The organism is Agrobacterium sp. NPDC090283 (assembly GCF_044769685.1).
GTDB lineage: Bacteria > Pseudomonadota > Alphaproteobacteria > Rhizobiales > Rhizobiaceae > Agrobacterium.
Map to the genome: position 1 here is coordinate 120,192 of NZ_JBIVYG010000011.1, position 19,603 is coordinate 139,794.

19 protein-coding genes are annotated in these 19,603 nt (G+C 59.1%); 9 read left to right on the top strand and 10 right to left on the bottom strand.

The window, feature by feature from the left end:
- The first annotated feature begins 4 nt into the window (after window positions 1-4).
- Genes ACIQUH_RS17025 through ACIQUH_RS17035 form a run of 3 tightly spaced genes read left to right on the top strand, consistent with a single transcriptional unit; the run spans window position 5 to window position 2,845 of the window.
- Entirely contained in the window at window positions 5-1,621 is a 1,617-nt protein-coding gene (locus ACIQUH_RS17025) for a heme biosynthesis protein HemY (protein WP_400817146.1), read from the top strand.
- Window positions 1,622-1,635: 14 nt separating this feature from the next.
- Window positions 1,636-2,124, top strand: coding sequence for a TerB family tellurite resistance protein (locus tag ACIQUH_RS17030; protein ID WP_020813557.1), 489 nt, complete (start codon window positions 1,636-1,638; stop codon window positions 2,122-2,124).
- Complete coding sequence (locus ACIQUH_RS17035) at window positions 2,114-2,845, top strand: glutamine amidotransferase (protein ID WP_003523491.1); 732 nt, start codon at window positions 2,114-2,116, stop codon at window positions 2,843-2,845. Before ACIQUH_RS17030 ends, ACIQUH_RS17035 begins: the two co-directional genes overlap by 11 nt.
- 12 nt (window positions 2,846-2,857) lie before the next feature.
- On the opposite strand, the gene ACIQUH_RS17040 is transcribed toward ACIQUH_RS17035, so the two are convergent.
- Window positions 2,858-4,090, bottom strand: coding sequence for an MFS transporter (locus ACIQUH_RS17040; RefSeq protein WP_400817149.1), 1,233 nt, complete (start codon window positions 4,088-4,090; stop codon window positions 2,858-2,860).
- 246 nt (window positions 4,091-4,336) lie between these two features.
- On the opposite strand from ACIQUH_RS17040, the gene ACIQUH_RS17045 reads away from it, so the two are divergent.
- Together ACIQUH_RS17045 and ACIQUH_RS17050 are read left to right on the top strand one after the other, a co-directional pair.
- Complete coding sequence (locus ACIQUH_RS17045) at window positions 4,337-4,627, top strand: YggT family protein (RefSeq protein WP_003492418.1); 291 nt, start codon at window positions 4,337-4,339, stop codon at window positions 4,625-4,627.
- The gene (locus tag ACIQUH_RS17050; protein ID WP_400817151.1) at window positions 4,624-4,935 is read left to right on the top strand and encodes a DUF167 domain-containing protein; all 312 of its coding nucleotides are present in this window, start codon (window positions 4,624-4,626) and stop codon (window positions 4,933-4,935) included. The genes ACIQUH_RS17045 and ACIQUH_RS17050 overlap by 4 nt, the downstream gene beginning before the upstream one ends.
- Before the next feature lie 5 nt (window positions 4,936-4,940).
- On the opposite strand, the gene ppa is transcribed toward ACIQUH_RS17050, so the two are convergent.
- From ppa to ACIQUH_RS17070, 4 genes are all read right to left on the bottom strand, one after another.
- Window positions 4,941-5,474, bottom strand: coding sequence for an inorganic diphosphatase (ppa, locus tag ACIQUH_RS17055; RefSeq protein ID WP_400817153.1), 534 nt, complete (start codon window positions 5,472-5,474; stop codon window positions 4,941-4,943).
- A 158-nt stretch (window positions 5,475-5,632) separates the two neighbouring features.
- Window positions 5,633-6,139, bottom strand: coding sequence for a GNAT family N-acetyltransferase (locus ACIQUH_RS17060; protein ID WP_080815633.1), 507 nt, complete (start codon window positions 6,137-6,139; stop codon window positions 5,633-5,635).
- 213 nt (window positions 6,140-6,352) lie between these two features.
- The gene (gene typA, locus ACIQUH_RS17065; protein ID WP_269346894.1) at window positions 6,353-8,173 is read right to left on the bottom strand and encodes a translational GTPase TypA; all 1,821 of its coding nucleotides are present in this window, start codon (window positions 8,171-8,173) and stop codon (window positions 6,353-6,355) included.
- 150 nt (window positions 8,174-8,323) lie between these two features.
- A complete protein-coding gene (locus ACIQUH_RS17070) occupies window positions 8,324-10,384 on the bottom strand; it encodes a M3 family metallopeptidase (protein ID WP_400817156.1) in 2,061 nt (686 codons plus the stop codon).
- Between the two features lie 264 nt (window positions 10,385-10,648).
- Between ACIQUH_RS17070 and ACIQUH_RS17075 the strand changes: the two genes are divergently transcribed.
- Complete coding sequence (locus tag ACIQUH_RS17075) at window positions 10,649-11,107, top strand: MarR family winged helix-turn-helix transcriptional regulator (protein ID WP_400817158.1); 459 nt, start codon at window positions 10,649-10,651, stop codon at window positions 11,105-11,107.
- Window positions 11,108-11,112: 5 nt separating this feature from the next.
- Window positions 11,113-12,309 (top strand): multidrug effflux MFS transporter, encoded by a 1,197-nt coding sequence (locus ACIQUH_RS17080; RefSeq protein ID WP_400817160.1) that lies wholly within the window; start codon window positions 11,113-11,115, stop codon window positions 12,307-12,309.
- Window positions 12,310-12,363: 54 nt separating this feature from the next.
- Here the strand turns inward: ACIQUH_RS17080 and ACIQUH_RS17085 are convergent, their stop codons facing one another.
- The gene (locus ACIQUH_RS17085; RefSeq protein ID WP_269346887.1) at window positions 12,364-13,587 is read right to left on the bottom strand and encodes an argininosuccinate synthase; all 1,224 of its coding nucleotides are present in this window, start codon (window positions 13,585-13,587) and stop codon (window positions 12,364-12,366) included.
- 315 nt (window positions 13,588-13,902) lie between these two features.
- Between ACIQUH_RS17085 and ACIQUH_RS17090 the strand changes: the two genes are divergently transcribed.
- On the top strand, window positions 13,903-14,757 hold the full coding sequence (locus tag ACIQUH_RS17090; RefSeq protein WP_400817162.1) for an SDR family NAD(P)-dependent oxidoreductase: 855 nt from the start codon (window positions 13,903-13,905) through the stop codon (window positions 14,755-14,757).
- A 132-nt stretch (window positions 14,758-14,889) separates the two neighbouring features.
- On the top strand, window positions 14,890-15,537 hold the full coding sequence (locus tag ACIQUH_RS17095; protein WP_400817164.1) for a LysE family translocator: 648 nt from the start codon (window positions 14,890-14,892) through the stop codon (window positions 15,535-15,537).
- 37 nt (window positions 15,538-15,574) lie between these two features.
- On the opposite strand, the gene ACIQUH_RS17100 is transcribed toward ACIQUH_RS17095, so the two are convergent.
- The 4 genes from ACIQUH_RS17100 to rlmN form a co-directional block, all read right to left on the bottom strand.
- Window positions 15,575-16,369 carry an ABC transporter ATP-binding protein gene (locus tag ACIQUH_RS17100; RefSeq protein WP_006310835.1) on the bottom strand — a complete coding sequence of 265 codons (795 nt, stop codon included), beginning with the start codon at window positions 16,367-16,369 and terminating at the stop codon, window positions 15,575-15,577.
- Window positions 16,366-17,247 carry an ABC transporter permease gene (locus ACIQUH_RS17105; RefSeq protein WP_003505036.1) on the bottom strand — a complete coding sequence of 294 codons (882 nt, stop codon included), beginning with the start codon at window positions 17,245-17,247 and terminating at the stop codon, window positions 16,366-16,368. The genes ACIQUH_RS17100 and ACIQUH_RS17105 overlap by 4 nt, the downstream gene beginning before the upstream one ends.
- Window positions 17,248-17,353: 106 nt before the next feature.
- Entirely contained in the window at window positions 17,354-18,307 is a 954-nt protein-coding gene (locus ACIQUH_RS17110) for an ABC transporter substrate-binding protein (protein WP_400817167.1), read from the bottom strand.
- 108 nt (window positions 18,308-18,415) lie between these two features.
- Window positions 18,416-19,588 carry a 23S rRNA (adenine(2503)-C(2))-methyltransferase RlmN gene (gene rlmN / locus ACIQUH_RS17115; protein WP_400817257.1) on the bottom strand — a complete coding sequence of 391 codons (1,173 nt, stop codon included), beginning with the start codon at window positions 19,586-19,588 and terminating at the stop codon, window positions 18,416-18,418.
- Window positions 19,589-19,603 lie beyond the last annotated feature (15 nt).

Sequence of the window (19,603 nt, forward strand, 5' to 3'; positions counted from 1 at the left end):
GGGCATGACCAGAATTCTGATTTTCGCCGTTATCGTTCTGGCTCTCGGTTTTGGTTTCTCCTGGCTGGCCGACAGGCCCGGCGTCCTTTCCATCGTCTGGCAGGGCCAGCTGATTGAAATGAGCCTGATGGTCGCCGCCTCCATCATTGCGGCACTGGTCGCCGCCGTCATGCTGGTCTGGTGGGTCGTCAACGCCATCTGGACATCGCCCAACGCCGCCCGCCGTTATTTCCGTGCCCGCAAGCGCGACCGGGGTTATCAGGCTCTCTCCACTGGCCTCATTGCCGCCGGTGCGGGCAACGCCATCCTCGCCCGCAAGATGACGGCCCGCACGCAGGGACTGCTGAGTGCCGATCAGGAACCGCTGATTCATCTGCTCGATGCACAGGCCGATCTGATCGAAGGCAAATATGACGAGGCGCGGCGCAAATTCGAAGCCATGGCCCGCGATCCCGAGACCCGTGAGCTTGGCCTTCGCGGCCTTTATATCGAGGCGCGCCGTCAGGGCGCCTACGAAGCCGCCCAGCAATATGCCGAGGATGCGGCGGAAAAGGCACCCTATCTGCCCTGGGCGGCACAGGCGACGCTGGAAAACCGTTGTCGCAACGGACAATGGGACGATGCCATCCGCCTGCTCGACCAGCAAAAGGCAGCCAGCGTCATCGAACGCGGTGAGGCGGAACGGCTGAAAGCCGTACTTCTCACCGCCAAGGCCGGCGAAAAGCTGGAAAGCGACCCCGTGGGTGCCCGCGAGGATGCCAAACACGCGCTCAAGCTTGACAAGAGCCTCGTTCCGGCAGCGCTGATCGCGGCGAAATCCTATCTGCGCGAGGACAATCTGCGCAAGGCGGCCACGGTTCTCGAGCCCGTCTGGAAGAACGATCCGCATCCGCAGCTCGCCGAACTTTATGTCCGCGCCCGCAGCGGCGATACCGCCATCGACCGGCTGAAACGGGCTGAGCGGCTGGAGAGCCTGAAACCCAACAATATTGAATCGCTGTTCGCCGTGGCGCAGGCAGCGCTCGACGCCAAGGAATTCGCCAAGGCGCGGGCCAAGGCCGAAGCCGCCGCGCGGATTGAGCCACGCGAAAGCATCTTCCTCTTGATGGCCGACATAGAGGAGGCCGAAACCGGCGATCAGGGCCGGGTGCGCTACTGGATGGCGCAGGCGCTGCGTGCGCCACGCGATCCCGCCTGGGTGGCCGACGGCGTCGTTTCGGAAAAGTGGCTGCCAGTTTCACCCGTTACCGGCCGTCTCGACGCTTTCGAATGGAAAGCGCCTTTCGGCCAGCTTGAGGCTCCCGTCGAAGACCTGACAATCGAAAACGCGATTGCCGCAGCGCCCGCAAGGGCCGAACCGGCCGCGAAGACGATCGTTGTCAAAGCCGCACCTGAGACCCGCGCCGAACCGAAACCCGCCCCGGCCGAACCGATCGAGGTCAAGCCGGTTGTATCGGTCCCGCAGGAGAAAAAGCCGGCCACAATCGAAGCACCGGTAGAAACCGATGTTACGGATGAAAAGGCGGAAGCCGTGCCGTTTTTCGGCGGCGCGCCGGATGATCCGGGCGTCAAGAAACCCGGCGCGGAAGCCGAACCCAAGACCCGGCTCAAACTCTTCTGACGAACAGGATATCGATGTTCCAGCAAATACAGTCGTTTATTCAGAACCTCGTCGGCCCACACGGGGATGATTTCAGCCCCGACGATCTGAGGGTGGCGGTGGCCGCCCTCTGTTTCCAGGTGATGGAAGCGGATGGCACCGTCTCGAAAAGCGAGCGCGACCGGTTGCGCGAAATCCTCCAGGACTATTACCATCTCGATGCCGGCAAGCTCGATGCGCTTCTCGCCGCCGGCCAGGAGGCCGGTAAGGAAGCCGTCGATTATTACCGCTTCACCACCGATATACGCCGCCATCTCGATGAAGATCAGCGCGTGGAGCTTATTGGCATATTATGGGATATTGTTTACGCTGACGGCGAACGAAGCGAAATGGAAGACCATGTGATCTGGCGAGTCGCCGACCTGCTTGGTGTGTCCGTGCGCGACAGGGTTCTGCAACGTCAGCAGGCCGCCACGAGGTCCGGGCCCGCTGAAGAAAGCGAAAACGAAGACGATGCTGTTTGACCCTTCCAGGCAACAGAGAAAACAACCATCGCTGCTCATCGTCCTGCATCAGGAACGTTCCACGCCCGGCCGTGTCGGCCAGATGCTGGTGGAAAAAGGGTATCGTCTGGATATAAGGCGCCCCGCACTCGGCGACGACCTGCCGCAGACGCTGGAGAAACACGCGGGCGCCATCATCTTCGGTGGCCCGATGAGCGCCAACGATTCTCATGACTACGTCAAAGCCGAAATCGACTGGCTGAAGGTGCCGTTGAAGGAAAACAAGCCCTTTCTCGGCATCTGTCTCGGCGCGCAAATGCTGTCCAAACATCTCGGCGGCAAGGTGGAGGCCGACAGGGAGGGCAAGGTGGAGATCGGCTGGTATCCGCTTCATGCCACCGAACATGGGCGGCTTCTGATGCCGCATTGGCCGAAGATGGTCTATCATTTTCACAAGGAAGGGTTCGAGCTGCCGCGCGGAGCCGAACTTCTGGCCTCGGGCGAAACCTATCCCAACCAGGCCTATCGCTACGGAAAAAACGCCTGGGGCCTGCAGTTTCACGCAGAACTGACCCGCGCCATGATGCATAGCTGGGTGGTGCGCGGCGCGCAGCGCTTCGGCATGCCCAATGCGCAGGTGGGCAGCCAGCATCTGGAGGGCCGCATGCTGTTCGACACGCCGCTCAGGGCATGGCTCGGCAATTTTCTCGATCTGGTTTTTGAGGGCAAAGCCCAGCGCTAAGGCTCATCGCCGTCAGTGCGGCGCATCCAGATTATCGATCTTGCGCAGCTTGGAGAAACCGAGCGCCCAGATAACCGCAACCGCAAGCGTGCCGGCCCCGCCAATGACAACGGCCGGCACGGCCCCGACCACATGCGCCATGGTACCAGCGCGGAACTCACCCAACTCATTCGACGCGCCGACGAACACCATGTTCACGGCATTCACACGCCCGCGCACCTCATCCGGCGTCCACAGCGCGATCAGGGTCTCGCGCACATAAACCGACACCATGTCGGATGCGCCCATGACCACCAGCGCGGCGATGGATAGCCACGCGGTCTGCGAAAGCCCAAAGACCACGGTGGAAACGCCGAAGAGGCCGACGCCGATAAACATCAGCAGGCCGGCATGGTGGCGGATGGGCTTGAACGCCAGAATGACCGCAACGGTGATGGCCCCGATGCCGGGGGCGGCACGCAATAGCCCGAGACCCCATGGCCCGAGCGTCAGCACTTCCTTGGCAAAAATCGGCATCAGCGCAACGGCGCCGCCCAGCAGCACCGCGAAAAGATCGAGCGATATCGCACCGAGAACGATTTTTTCCTGCGCGATGAATTTGAACCCGGCAAGCATGGTTTCGAGGCTGATGGCTTTTGCCGGGCCGCGTTGTTCCGGTTTACGGATCGACACCGCAAGCGCCGCCGATACGATGAAGAGCACGAATGCCACACTATAGGCGACGGAAGCACCGAGGCCATATAGCAGGCCGCCGGCGACGGGACCGAGAATGGATGCCATTTGCCATGACGATGAATTCCAGGCGATCGCATTCGGCAAATCCTCGACCGGCACAAGATTGGGTGCCAGCGACTGGACGGCCGGTCCCATGAAGGCTCGCTCTATGCCGAAGACGACGAGAATGGCGAAGACGGGCCACGGAGAAAAACTGTGCGTCAGCGTGAGCCCCAGAAGAGCCGCAGCACATAGCGCAGCCATCAAAAGGCATATGGCCATGATCCGCCGGCGATTGTGCCTGTCGGCGACCGTTCCGGTGACGAGGATCAGAAGCAGAGACGGCAGAAACTGGAACAGCCCGATCAGGCCGAGATAAAAGGCGTTGCCGGTCACCTCATACATCTGCCAGCCGACGGAGACGCTGACGATCTGGATGGCGAAGGCCGAAAAAAACCGGGCGCTGAAAAAGCGGCGATAGGAACTATGCCGGAATGCACCGAAACGGTTTTCGGCGGAAGGGAGGGACATCGGCTGGGTGCTCGCGAGACAATATGAGATGTCTGCAATAGAGCGATATCACAGGAATCGCCAGCCCTCACCAGCGGGATGACGAAAACTGTGAGCGGTTTTCGCCTGAAATCCCGCTACAAAGCCATGAACCAGATTGTGATGATCACCGGTCGATCAGCCCAAAGATCATTACGATCCGGCGCGACACTTGCCGGTTCACGCGTCAATGTCTAAATGTCTTGCAACCAAGATACGGAGATATTGATGCTTGCCCTGTTTCAGACCATCGATCTGGCCTTGAACCTCTATACGTGGGTGCTGATCGCCAGCGCTATTTTTTCCTGGCTTTACGCCTTCAACGTCATCAATTCCCGCAACCAGTTCGTGAACGCCATCGGGAGTTTCCTGGTCAATGTCACGGAACCGGCCCTGCGCCCCATCCGCCGCATTCTGCCCAATCTCGGCGGTATCGACATCTCGCCGATCATCCTGCTGCTGATCATCTTCTTCATCCGCTCCTTCATGTGGAACACGCTTTATCCGATGACGGTTTGAGCGGCCTCTGGCGAAAACACGATGATCATGTCCGCCTGTCGGTTCGGCTGACGCCGAACGGCGGGCGGGATATGATCGACGGCGTGGAGCAGGATGCGGACGGAAACGCGCATCTGAAAGCCCGCGTCAGCGCCGTGCCGGAAGGCGGCAAGGCGAACAGGGCCCTCATTGTTTTGCTGGCAAAAAAACTCGGCCTGCCCAAATCTTCCATCACCTTCATTTCGGGCGAAACAGCGCGTAAAAAAATCCTCCGGATCGATACCGACCCGGAGGATTTCGAAAAGCTTTTTAAAAAGCTGGCGGTTTAGGCCTATCAGCCCTGCGCCTTGTAGCGCTCGATGGCTTCAACGATCAGCTTCTTGGCGACGTCGACATCCTGCCAGCCGCCCATCTTCACCCACTTGCCGGGCTCCAGATCCTTGTAGTGCTCGAAGAAGTGCTCGATCTGCTTCAGCGTGATTTCCGGCAGGTCGGTGTAGTTATGGACCTTGTCGTAACGCTGCGTCAGCTTCGGAGCCGGTACGGCGAGGATCTTCTCGTCCTTGCCGCCGTCATCTTCCATGATCATCACGCCAATGGGGCGGACATTGATGACACAGCCCGGAACCAGCGGACGGGTGTTGCAGATCAGAACGTCGATCGGATCGCCATCGTCGGACAGGGTGTGCGGCACGAAGCCATAGTTACCCGGATAGGTCATCGGCGTGTAGAGGAAGCGATCGACGATCAGCGCACCGGCATCCTTGTCCATCTCGTACTTGATCGGGTGTCCACCGACCGGCACTTCAACGATGACATTCACATCATTCGGCGGATTCTTGCCTACGGAAATTGCATCGATACGCATTCGCTTCCCTCATTCGACGGGTTGGATTTGGTTTTCGATACTGGGAAAGTCGCCGCATTGCAACATGGCTTTGGGCGGATAAGGCAGAATGAGCGATTTGAGGCCATAGCGATGATGCATCGCCCCGCGCGAAACAAAAATAGCGGGAAATTTCCCTGTCAGTTCCAGACGAAACCGACCTTGCGCAGTGACTTGCCGTCGAAATCTTCCATGCCTTCGGCAATATCTCGGCCGCCATGCGAGCGGAAGAACCGATTGGCGACGTCGCTGTCTTCGAGGCACCAGACAACGATGCCGTTGCAGCCAAGCGAGGTCAGCAGTCTGCGCGCTTCCGTAAACAGCAGCGAGCCAAGCCCGATGCCCTGATATTCCGGACGGAGATAAAGTTCGTAAATCTCGCCATCCTGCGGCAGCCCGCGTGCCCGGCTGAGGCCCAGTGTCGCATATCCGGCGACCACACCGGCCACCTCCACCACCAGCATGGTCGCGGAGCCCTTGGTTGCCTTCTTCCACCAGATTTCCCCACGACGCTCGAGCATCTGCGTCAACGGCCGATGCGGGATAAGCCCGGCATAGGCCTGTTGCCACGACAGACGATGCGCCTCGGAGATGGCACGCGCATCATGCGGTTCAGCACGGCGAACATCGATGGATAACGTTTTCATAACGCGATTCTGGCCCCGGCCACGGAAACTTACCAGTCATAAAGGTTAACGCCGGCAAGCTTACCCACAGCCTATTCATGTGGACGACCAGAAAAAATTAACGCATCCTTAACCTTTGGCAAAGCGCCTTTCGACTCATGCACACATAAAAACGAATGCATAAAAAAACCCGGCTCAAGGCCGGGTTTTCAAATTCGCGACGACTAACCGCAATCAGATTGCGAGCTTGGCCTTTTCAAAACGCTTGCGGTCATTTGCGTCGAGGAACATCTTGCGCAGACGTATCGACTTCGGCGTCACTTCCATCAACTCGTCTTCCTGAATCCAGGAAAGAGCGCGGTCAAGCGTCATGCGGATCGGCGGCGTCAGCTTGACAGCTTCATCCTTGCCGGCGGCGCGGATGTTGGTCAGCTGCTTGCCCTTCAGCACGTTCACTTCGAGATCGTTGTCGCGCGTGTGAATACCGATAATCATGCCGGCATAAACCTTTTCGCCCGGCTCGATGATCATCGGGCCGCGGTCTTCCAGGTTGAACATGGCGTAGGCAACAGCCTCGCCCGAACCGTTGGACAGGAGAACGCCGTTGACGCGACCGGCAATCTGGCCCTTGAAGGGCTGATAGTCGTGGAACAGACGGTTCATGATGGCCGTACCGCGCGTGTCGGTCAGCAGTTCCGACTGGTAGCCGATCAGGCCACGGGTCGGAGCGTAGAACTTCAGACGAACGCGATTGCCACCGGAAGGACGGAGCTCGGCCATTTCAGCCTTGCGCTCGGACATCTTCTGAACGACGACACCGGAATGCTCTTCGTCAACGTCGATCACGACTTCTTCGATCGGCTCCAGCAGGGTGCCGTTCTCATCCTTGTGCATCACGACGCGCGGACGCGAAACGGCAAGCTCAAAGCCTTCGCGACGCATGGTTTCGATCAGAACCGCCAGCTGCAATTCGCCACGGCCGGATACGAAGAACGAATCCTTGCCTTCGGCTTCTTCGATCTTGAGCGCGACGTTGCCTTCGGCTTCCTTGAACAGACGGTCGCGGATAACGCGGCTCGTAACCTTGTCGCCTTCGGTGCCGGCCAGCGGGCTGTCGTTGACGATGAACGACATGGTGACGGTCGGCGGATCGATCGGCTGGGCGGTCATCGCCTCGGTGACGGACGGATCACAGAAGGTATCGGCGACCGTACCCTTGGAGAGGCCGGCAATAGCCACGATGTCGCCGGCATGGGCTTCATCAATGGCCGTGCGCTCGATACCGCGAAATGCGAGAATCTTGGAAATACGACCGGTTTCGATCGTCTTGCCATCCTGGCCCAGAACCTTCACGGCCTGGTTCGGCTTGATCGAACCGGAGGCGATGCGGCCGGTGATGATACGGCCGAGGAAGGGGTTGGCTTCGAGGATCGTACCGATCAGACGGAACGGACCTTCTTCGACCTTGGGCTCCGGAACATGTTCGAGAACCAGATCGAGCAAGGGTGCGAGACCCTGATCCTTCGGACCTTCCGGGTTAACGTTCATCCAGCCGTCGCGGCCAGAACCGTAGAGGATCGGGAAGTCGAGCTGCTCGTCGGTCGCATCGAGGTTCGCGAAGAGGTCGAAGACTTCGTTGATGACTTCTTCATGGCGGCCATCCGGACGGTCGATCTTGTTGATCGCGACGATCGGACGAAGACCAACCTTCAGCGCCTTGCTGACCACGAACTTGGTCTGCGGCATCGGACCTTCGGAACTATCGACCAGAACGATCGCGCCGTCCACCATCGACAGGATACGCTCGACTTCACCGCCGAAGTCGGCGTGGCCGGGGGTGTCGACGATGTTGATGCGAACACCCTTCCACTCCACCGAGGTCGCCTTGGCAAGAATGGTGATGCCGCGTTCCTTTTCGAGGTCGTTGCTGTCCATCACGCGCTCTGCAACGCGCTGGTTATCGCGGAACGAGCCGGACTGCTTCAGAAGCTCGTCCACGAGCGTCGTTTTTCCATGGTCAACGTGCGCGATGATCGCGATGTTGCGAAGTGCCATTGTTCAAAATCTCTGAGGTTGGGCGCTATATTGATGAGAAACGCCAATTTAGTTTGGCGCGCTCATAACCTTTTTTTTGCAAATGCGAAAGGGGGGCCTATGTCATAAGCCCCCTGCGCTCAGCTTCTAGCTCAGAAATGTGACAGTCTCTTATAGGAGACCGCGCTTCGAAAGCATGGCGTCCGGGCTCGGCATCTTGCCCCGGAAGGCGAGATAGGCCTCCTCCGGATCGATCGAGCCGCCAACGGAATAGATATTGTCCTTCAACCGTTGCGCCATCTCGCCATCGAAGGCATTGCCGGTTTCCTCGAAGGCGGCAAAGGCATCGGCATCAAGAACTTCCGACCACATGTAGGAATAATAGCCGGCGGAATAACCATCGCCCGAGAACACGTGCTGGAAATGCGGTGTCGCATGGCGCATGACGATGGATTTCGGCATATTGAGGCCAGACAGCACCTCGCCCTGTACAGCCATCGGATCGGCAACGTTGTCACGGGTATGAAACGCCATGTCGACAATCGCCGAAGAGGTGAACTCCACCGTGCTGAAACCGGCATTGAAGGTCTGTGCGGCCAGAACCTTGTCCAGCAGCGCCTTCGGCATCGGCGCGCCGGTCTCATAATGCAGGGCGTATTTTTCCAGAATTTCCGGCACCGTCAGCCAATGCTCGTAAAGCTGCGACGGCAATTCAACGAAATCGCGAGAGACGCCCGTTCCGGAAACGGAAGGATAAGTGACATCGGACAACATGCCATGCAGCGCGTGGCCGAATTCATGGAACAGCGTGCGCGCATCATCAAGCGAAAGCAGAGCCGGTTTCCCCTCGGACGGTTTGGCGAAATTGCAGACATTGTAGATGATCGGAATTTCACCGACGGTCCCATTCTTCAGGGGCAGCTTGTGCTGCGACTGGAAGGAGCTCATCCATGCACCTGATCGTTTGGAAGGACGGGCAAAATAGTCGCCGAGGAACATGGCCTTCAGATCGCCGTTGCCGTCGCGGATTTCGAAAACCCGCACATCCGGGTGATAGGCGGCAACGCCCTTGACTTCGACCGCTCGAATCCCAAACAGCCGCCCGGCCACATCGAAACAGGCTTCGATGATCTTTTCCAGCTGCAGATAGGGCTTCAATTCCGCCTCGGAGAAACTGAATTTCTGGGCGCGGAGCTTTTCGGCATAATGCCGCCAGTCCCACGGCAGCACGTCGTGGTTCTTGCCTTCCGCGGCAATGATGGCGGCCAGTTCGGCCTCTTCTTCACCCGCACGGCGGACGGCTTTTTCCCATACCTGACCGAGAAGACCGTTCACCGCATCGGCCGTCTTCGCCATCGTGTCATCAAGCTTGTAGGCGGCGAAATTCGCATAACCGAGAAGCTTTGCCTTTTCTTCGCGCAGTTCGAGGGTGCGGTGGACGATCTCGCGATTGTCGGTCTCGCCGCCATTCTCACCCCGCGCCACCCATGCCTTGAAGGCCTGTTCACGCAAATCGCGGCGCTCGGAAAATGTCAGGAAGGGCTCGATGATCGAGCGGGAAAGGGTAACGGCAAATTTGCCGTCCTCGCCATGCTCGCGGGCGGCTCCCGCCATGGCGTCCCGCAGGAAACCGGGAATGCCAGCAAGCTCCTCTTCCGTCGCAAGCAGAAGCTTCCAGTTCTTTTCATCCGCCAGCACATTCTGCCCGAATTTCGCACCCAGACCGGCAAGTTCCTCATTGATCGCGGCCAGCCGCTCCTGCCGATCCCTAGGCAATTTTGCGCCGGAACGCACAAATCCCTTCCAGTGCCGTTCGAGAACCCTTTTTTCCTCGCCCGTGAGCCCCAGCGTCTCGCGCTTTTCCCACAATGTGTCGATGCGTTTGAACAGCGCCTCGTTCATGCCGATCTTCGAATAATGCCGAGACATTTTTGGAGCGATTTCCCGCTCCAGCGCCTGGATCACACCATTGGTATTGGCGCCTGCCCTGTTCCAGAACAGCGATGAAATGCGCGAGAGATCGTCACCGGCGATTTCGAGTGCGGTCACCGTGTTTTCGAAACTCGGTGCCTCTGCATTTCCGGCAATTGCATCGATTTCCCGCTCGTGGGAAAGAAGGGCAGCCTCAAAGGCCGGCGCGAAATCCTCATCCTTGACCGCATCGAATTTCGGCAGACCGTTATGGCCGTTCCAGTGGACGAGTGCGGGATAAAGCGCGGTCTTCAATGGCATTTCATCTTCCTTGTGCAATTCCTATTCAAACCCATATGGGCACGCCTCCACCGCCAATTCAATATGCCGGGCGGAGATGACAGAGGATGTGGAAAAAACGCAGGAAGTACGGTCTCTTTGCTTCGTCGTAACAATTGTCGACTACGTTGCGGGTCATTCAACAACCGAACTGACGCATGTTTTACTCGATTTTCGACAATATGATTTGTGCACCATTGATTATCGCCCGGAATTTAGTAAGGCTGACTTACGAAAAGGCGAAGCATGGGCACGAAACGCGAAAAAGATTCACTGGCATTTCTGTTGAACAGCGGCGCACGCCTGCTGAACAGTGCTTTCGAGCGCCGAATTTCTGAAGCCGGACTGGGCCTGACCCCCGGCGAAGCGCGTGCCTTGCTGACGGTTGCCGTCGTTGATGGCAGCAAACAGTCGGATATCGCCGCCCGCCTCGGCATCGAGCCCATGACGATCTGCGCCTATCTCGACAAGCTGCAATCCCTCGATCTCATCGAGCGCCAGCAGGACCCGCAGGACAGGCGTTCCAAGCGCATCGTGCTGACAAAGAACTCCACCAACATGCTGGAAGCAGTGCGCCAGGAGATCGATGAACTCGTCCGTCACGCCACACAGGGCCTGAATGAAGAAGAGGTCGCGCTTTTCCGCAGCTTCCTGCAGACGCTTCGCAACAATCTTCAACCGGAACAGCCGGGCCAGAGCTGCTGACCGCAATGCCGCCAGAACCGATCATGTCGACAAAACGCACGGCCATGCTCGGTGCGTTGCTGACGGCGCTGGCGCCGATTTCCATGGCGATCTATACGCCAGCCATGCCGGAGCTGACACGGGTTTTTGCCACAAACGAATCCGCGATAAAACTCAGCTTGTCACTTTATTTTGCCGGTTTTGCCATGGCACAGTTGCTCGCCGGGCCCGCCTCCGACGCCTTCGGCCGACGCAGGGCGAGCCTCGTTTTCCTCTCAATCTTTCTGGGCGGCGGGCTGCTGGCAATTTTTGCCCCGACGATTGAAGTGCTGCTTTTCGCCCGGCTCGTTCAAGGCATCGGCGCCTCCGTCGGCATGACGGTGGCGCGCGCCATCGTCCGCGACCAGTTCACCGGTGCGGAGGCCTCCAGCATCATGAACCTTATCGGCATCATGCTGGCCGTCGGCCCCGCCATGGGACCGACGATCGGCGGACTTTCGCTTGCGGCTTTCGGCTGGAAATCCGTGTTTTTCCTGATGGCCGGCCTCGGCGCCGTCGCTATTTTCTCGGTGGTGATTTTCCTGCGCGAAACGACGGTCCCGGACAAAAGCCTGATCCGTCCCCCTCGACTCCTGTCGGCCTACGGCACCTTGCTGACCGAGCCGCGTTTTCTTCTGGCCGCACTGGTACTTGGCGGCTCCATCGGCGCGCTTTATGCGCAGGCCACCATGCTGACCTTCATCCTCATCAACACCGTCGGCCTGACGCCCACCGCCTTCGGCATCGGCATGTTGATGCAGACCGGCGCCTATTTCTTCGGCTCGATCGCCCTGCGCTACATCGCGCCGCGACTGGGTGACCGCCGTTCCGTCATGCTCGGCCTTTGCTTTTCGGGAACAGGCGGCCTGCTCATCCTGCTGTCAGTCTTCCTCATAACGCCGTCCTTTCTATCCATCATGGGACCTGTGGCGGTCGCAACGGTCGGCATCGCCTTGCTGACACCCTCGATGGTAACGGCAGCACTTGCCCCCTTCCCGCATATTGCCGGCTCGGCTTCAGCGATGATGGGCTTCATCCAGATGGGATCGGGTTTTGCGGGCGGCGCTGCCGCCTCGCTCATCGGTTCGCCCTTGACCGGCTTCGGCATCATCATCCCGGCGATGGAATTCATGGCCGTTGCGAGCTACATCGGCTTCCGCATCGTCTCCAGAAGAGAGACATGAAAAAACCCGCCGGCGTTACCGCCCGCGGGTTTCATTATCTTCACGACAGCGGAATTACTTGCTGAGGTTACGCTTGGCCAGCGTGCGCAGGCGCAGCGCGTTGAGCTTGATGAAGCCTGCCGCATCCTTCTGGTCGTAAGCGCCATGGTCGTCCTCGAAAGTCACCAGCGCGTCGGAATAGAGCGACTTGGCGCTTTCGCGGCCGGTCACCATGACATTGCCCTTGTAGAGCTTCAGCGTCACTTCGCCTTCCACATGCTCCTGGCTCTTGTCGATCAGCGCTTGCAGCATCTCGCGCTCCGGCGAGAACCAGAAACCGTAATAGATCAGTTCGGCGTAACGCGGCATCAGCTCATCCTTGAGATGCGCCGCACCCCGGTCGAGCGTGATGGATTCAATGGCGCGGTGCGCAGCCAGCAGGATGGTACCGCCGGGCGTCTCGTAAACGCCGCGCGACTTCATGCCGACGAAACGGTTCTCGACCAGATCGAGACGACCGATGCCATTTTCGCGGCCGTAATTATTGAGCGTGGCGAGAAGCGTCGCCGGCGACATCTCGACGCCGTTGATGGAGCAGGCATCACCCTTGCGGAAACCGACCTTGATGACGGTTGCCTTGTCGGGAGCAGCTTCCGGCGAGATAGTGCGCATATGCACATATTCAGGCGCTTCCTGTGCCGGGTCTTCCAGAACCTTGCCCTCGGAAGAGGAATGCAGCAGGTTGGCGTCGACGGAGAAAGGCGCCTCGCCCTTCTTGTCCTTGGCGACCGGAATCTGGTGCTGTTCGGCGAAGTTCAGGAGGTCGGTACGGCTCTTGAACGTCCAGTCGCGCCAGGGCGCGATGATCTTGATATCAGGGTTCAGCGCATAGGCCGAAAGCTCGAAACGGACCTGATCGTTGCCCTTGCCGGTGGCGCCATGGGCGATGGCGTCCGCGCCGGTCTTCTTGGCGATCTCGATCAGGTGCTTGGAAATCAGCGGACGGGCAATCGACGTGCCGAGCAGATAGACGCCTTCGTAAACGGCGTTGGCGCGGAACATCGGGAACACGAAATCACGCACGAACTCTTCACGGACGTCCTCGATGAAGATTTCCTTGATACCCAGCATCTCGGCCTTCTTGCGTGCCGGCTCGAGCTCTTCGCCCTGGCCGAGATCGGCGGTGAAGGTCACGACTTCAGCGCCGAGTTCCGTCTGAAGCCACTTCAGGATGATCGAGGTGTCGAGGCCGCCGGAATAGGCGAGAACGACTTTCTTAACGTCTTTCGGGAGTGCCATAATGATGTCCATCTGCATGATGACGGCATCGATACACCGCCATTTCCTTGGGATTTCGGCACTTTTACAGTGCAACCCGAAATGTGTGAAGCGCTTTTCCGTGAGATAAGCGACAAAACAATTGATGGACGCGTTTGACGATGGGTGATGATGGTCCGCGGCAACGGGAACGAAGCGATTGTCACATGCATTTAGAAAATTCGCGCTTTATCATAAAGCGGCGCGATCGACTTGAAGACCGTGAATGAAGCCACTCAGGTTCAGGCAACGTTGCAAACCGCTGGAAACAGCAGAAACGACGCGAAGGAGAAACCTATGACGACCATCCACCCCGCATTCAAGGAAGATAATGTCGCTGTCATCACCGGTGCGGCATCCGGCATCGGACTTGCCGCCGCTCGCAAATTCGCCGGTTTCGGCATGAGCGTCGTGCTCGTCGATCTCGATGGCGAAAAGCTCGCCGCAGCGCATGCGGATATTCTGGCCGTCGCCAAGGACGGCGAGGCGCAGATCGTCGCCATCCCGACCGACGTCTCGAAACTCGATGAGTTGGAGGCGCTGGAACGTGCCGTGATCCAGCGTTTCGGGCGCATCCACGTTCTCATGAACAATGCCGGCATCCAGCCGGGCAGCGCCATCTTCGGACCGCAGGCCAATTGGGAAAAGATTATCGGCGTCAATCTGATGGGCGTCGTAAACGGCAGCCGCGTTTTCGGCCAGGGCATGATCGCCCATGGCGAGCCGGCGCTCATCATCAATACCGGCTCGAAACAGGGCATCACAACGCCTCCGGGTGATCCCGCCTATAACGTCTCGAAGGCCGGCGTCAAAACCTTCACGGAAGCGCTTCAGCACGAGCTGCGCAATATCCCGAACGGCGCGGTTTCCGCCCATCTCCTGATCCCCGGTTTTGTCTTCACGGGCCTCACCGCCCATGGCAGGACGGAAAAACCAGAGGGGGCATGGACCGGCGAGCAAACCGTCGATTTCATGATCGAGAGTATTGGCCGCGGCGATTTCTACATTCTCTGCCCGGATGGGGAGGTGGACCGCCCGACCGATGAGAAGCGCATCCTCTGGGCTGCCCAGGATATCGTTGAGAACCGCCCACCGCTGTCGCGCTGGCACACAGAATATTCCGCCGCCTTCACCAGCTTCCTGAAAAACTGAACTTCCAGCCGCCGTACTTGAAAGGGTGCGGCGGCTTTTCTCCGCTCGCAGCGGCGTCATCGCTCAAAAACATTGGCAGAAACACGAAACCGCGTTAAGCAACCGCAATCTCCAGATTTTACGGGTGCCGCGATGGATTTCGTTCCGAGCCTGCCAACATTGATCGCCTTCACTGTCGCCATTCTGCTTCTGGCGGTAACGCCGGGGCCCGACATGACGCTCTGGATCAGCCGCTCTTTGCGCGAAGGCCGGGCGGCAGGATTCATGACGCTGGTGGGGACCAATATCGGCATCACCGTACACACGATGCTGGTCGCCTTTGGTGTCGCTGCTCTCATCGTCGCGTCGCCGACCGCCTTCATGATCCTGAAAACCGGCGGCGCCGCCTATCTGGTCTGGCTCGCCATTCAGGCGATCCGCAAGGGCTCGGATTTCGTGATGGTGAAAGGCACCGGTGAAAAAGCACAGGCCTCGCTGAAATCGGCCTTGCTGAACGGTATCTGGGTCAATCTGCTGAACCCCAAGGTCATCATCTTCTTCATGACCTTCCTGCCGCAATTCGTCAGCGCCTCCGATCCGCATGTGACCGGCAAGCTGATCTTCCTCGGCATCTGGTCCATCATCGTGGCGCTGCCGATCGGCATCGGCATCGTGATTGCCGCCGATGTTCTCTCCGCATGGCTGCAGCGCAACCGGAAGGTTCTGCGGGGACTGGATTATACGATCGCCGGCGTCTTCTCGCTTTTCGCGGTCAAGATTTTCTTCACGCAAACGCGCTGAGGGCAAATAAAAAGGCGCCGTAAGGCGCCTTTTTTAATCAGCCGATCAGCAGCTCGTCATCGTCAAGCGTCTGGCCGCGTATCTTGCGGAACATCTCGATCAGGTCTTCGACCTCAAGGTCCTTACGGCTGTCACCGGACACGTCGAGCACGATTTCGCCGGCATGCAGCATGATCGTGCGGGTGCCGTAATCCAGCGCCTGACGCATGGAATGGGTCACCATCAAAGTCGTCAGCTTGCGCTCCGACACAACCTTGCGGGTCAGTTCCATCACGAATTCCGCCATGCCGGGATCGAGTGCCGCCGTATGTTCATCCAGCAACAGCACGTCCGAGCCGGATAGCGTCGCCATGACAAGCGAAACCGCCTGCCTCTGCCCACCGGACAGAAGGTCCATACGGTCCTTCAGACGATTTTCCAGACCGAGATTGAGCGAAGCGATACGTTCCCTGAAGAAATCCCGCCTGCCGCGTCCAAGCGCCGACGACAATCCGCGACGCTCGCCGCGAGATGCCGCAAGCGCCAGGTTCTCCTCGATGGTCAGCGCACCGCAGCTGCCCGCCAGCGGGTCCTGAAACACACGCGCCACGCGTCCCGCCCGGCTGGCAGTCGGCTTGCGGGTAACGTCAGCACCGCCGATCATCACCTTGCCCGCCGTTGGCAGGACGTCGCCGGCCAGAACACCGAGAAGTGTGGATTTGCCCGCACCATTGGAGCCGATGACGGTGACGAAGGAGCCATCTTCGATGGTGAGATCGATCTTGGCCAGCGCCTGCTTTTGCAGCGGCGTACCACGTCCGAAGACGACCTGGATATCGGAAAGCGAAATCACGATGTTGCTCCCCCACGGCGCAGTCGCGGCAGGATCAATGCGATGGCCACCAATACCGCCGTTACGAAATTGAGATCGGACGCCTTGAGACCCAGCACATCGCTCGACAAAGCCAGCTGAATGGCGAGACGATAGGCGATGGAGCCGAAGACACAGCCGATCAGCGCGATCAGGATGCCGCGCGCGCCGAACAAAGTCTCACCGATGATGACGGCCGCAAGCCCGACGACGATGGTGCCGACACCCGAGGTCACATCGGCAAAGCCATTGGTCTGCGCGAACAATGCGCCACCAAGGGCGACCAGCGCATTCGAAAGCGCCATGCCGAGATAGATCTGGTTACCGGTCTTCACGCCCTGCGCCCGCGCCATCCGCGCATTGGCACCCGTCGCCCGCATGGCAAGGCCCGCATCGCTTTCAAGAAAACGCCAGACGAGAATGACCGCGATCAGCACCAGCGCGCCAACGAAGAGCGGCCGCACCAGATATTCGGAAAGGCCGAGACCGTAAAACGGCGATATCATCGTGTCCTGATTGAGCAGCGCCACATTCGGCTTTCCCATAACCCTAAGATTGACGGAAAACAGCGCGATCATCGTCAGGATCGAAGCAAGCAGGTTCAATATCTTGAAACGAACGTTGAGCGTGGCGGTCACGATGCCGGCGGCAGCGCCGGCAACCATGGCAATCGCCGTCGCGACCCAGGCATTCAGACCGGCGATGATCAGCACGGCAGCCACGGCGGCGCCAAGCGGAAACGAACCGTCCACGGTCAGGTCAGGAAAATCAAGTACGCGGAAAGCGAGATAGACGCCGATCGCCACGAAAGCGAAGACCAGTCCCAGCTCCACGGCACCCCAGAAGGCGATTTGGCTCACGGTAATGTCCTTGTTATTGCCGCCCTCAGGCGGATACGGGCACCGTCTCGTGCCACGTAAAACGGGCGGCGAAATGCCGCCGCCCGCAATTCAGTCAGGTTGCAGTTCAGTCGATGACCTTGGTGGCGCGCTTCGTCACGCTTTCAGGGAAGGTGACGCCAACTTTTTCGGCAACCTTCTTGTTGATCACGAGATCGGTGCCGACAGCAACGGCTGCCGGAATTTCACCGGGCTTTTCACCCTTGAGGATGCGGACAACAACGGCGCCCGTCTGCTTGCCAACGTCGAAATAGTTGAAGCCGAGCGCTGCAACCGCACCACGCGCGACGGAATCCGTGTCGGCGGCGTAAAGCGGGATATTCGCTTCGGAGGCAACACCGGCTGCCGCCTCGAAAGCGGAAACGATGGTGTTGTCGGTCGGAACGTAGATCACGTCGGCCTTGCCGACCAATGCGCGGGTTGCGCCCTGAACTTCTGCGGACTTGGTGGCAACGGATTCGACAACCTTCAGGCCGGCCTTGTCGGCTTCGGCCTTCAGCAGGGCAAGCGTCGAGGCGGAATTGGCTTCGGCGGAGTTGTAGATGAAGCCGATGGACTTGGCGTTCGGGGAGATTTCCTTGATGAGCGCCAGGTGCTCGCCAACCGGCAGCATGTCGGAAAGGCCGGTCACATTGCCACCGGGCTTTTCCATGCTCTTGATGAGCTGTGCGCCAACCGGATCGGAGACGGCCGTGAAGACAACCGGAATGTCACGCGTGGCCGCAACGACGGCCTGGGCCGACGGCGTGGAGATCGGCACGATGACGTTGGGCGCGTCGCCGACGAACTGGCGGGCGATCTGCGCTGCGGTGCCGGGATTACCCTGCGCGGACTCGTAAAGGAACTTGAGGTTCTCGCCTTCCTTGTAACCGGCTTCGGCAAGAGCCGCCTTGACGCCATCACGGGCAGCGTCAAGTGCCGGATGTTCGACGATGGCGGTGACGGCAACGGTGACGTTTTCAGCCTTGGCCGGCAGAACTATGGCGCTCGCGGCAGCGAGAGCCAGAATGAATGCGCGCATGGATATCCTCCTATTGGTTCCCTGTTTTCGTCTTTCTAGGAACAAGACAGACCGAAATCAATCGGAGAACCGCCGGAAAACCAGCTTTATGGCGCAAATGCGGCTTATTCAGTCATCCGCGCCGTGGTTGGCGATCATCATCGCCTCAAAAGCCAGTCTTTCGGTCTTTCGCATGCGTTCCGATTCCGACTTCAACTGGCCGCAGGCGGCGAGAATATCGCGGCCGCGCGGCGTGCGGATCGGCGAGGCATAACCCGCCTGATTGATGAAATCAGCGAATTTCTCAATCTGCGCCCAGTCGGAGCACTGGTAGTTCGTGCCTGGCCAGGGATTGAACGGAATGAGGTTGATCTTGGCCGGAACGCCCTTCAGAAGCTGCACCAGCATCTTGGCATCTTCCAGGCTGTCATTGACATCCTTCAGCATCACATATTCGAAGGTGATGCGGCGGGCATTGGAAAGACCCGGATATTTCCGGCAGGCCTCGATCAGTTCCTTCAGCGGATATTTCTTGTTGATCGGCACCAACATGTCACGCAGTTCATCCCGTACCGCATGCAGCGAAATCGCCAGCATCACGCCAATCTCATCACCCGTGCGGAAGATTTCCGGCACAACGCCTGATGTGGAGAGCGTTACACGACGCTTGGAAAGCGACAGGCCATCGCCATCGGTGGCGATCAGGAGCGCGGTCTTCACATGCTCGAAATTATAGAGCGGCTCGCCCATGCCCATCATCACGATGTTCGACACCTTGCGGCCTTCGCTCGGCACATAGGCGCCAACCGGCGTCGAACCATCAGGGAAATCACCCAGCCGGTCACGCGCGAGCAACAACTGGGCAAGAATTTCCTCGGCCGTCAGGTTGCGCACCAGACGCTGCGTGCCGGTGTGACAGAAGGAACAGGTCAGCGAACAGCCCACCTGGCTCGATATGCACAGCGTCCCACGCCCTTCTTCCGGAATATAGACCGTTTCGATCTCGACGGGACGGCCAGCGCCGCGCGGCGGAAAGCGCATCAGCCATTTGCGGGTGCCGTCATTGGAGATCTGCTCCTCGACGATTTCCGGACGGGCGATCGTAAAGGCCGCCTTCAGCTTCTCGCGAAGCTCCTTGGCGACATTGGTCATGTTGTCGAAATCGGAGACGCCGCGCACATAAAGCCAGTTCCACAACTGGCTGACGCGCATCTTCACCTGCTTCTGCGGCACGCCGATCTCGGCCAGCGCCTCGCCCATTTCCTCACGCGTCAGGCCGATCAGCGACGGCTTGCCGGACATGAGATCGCTATTGGC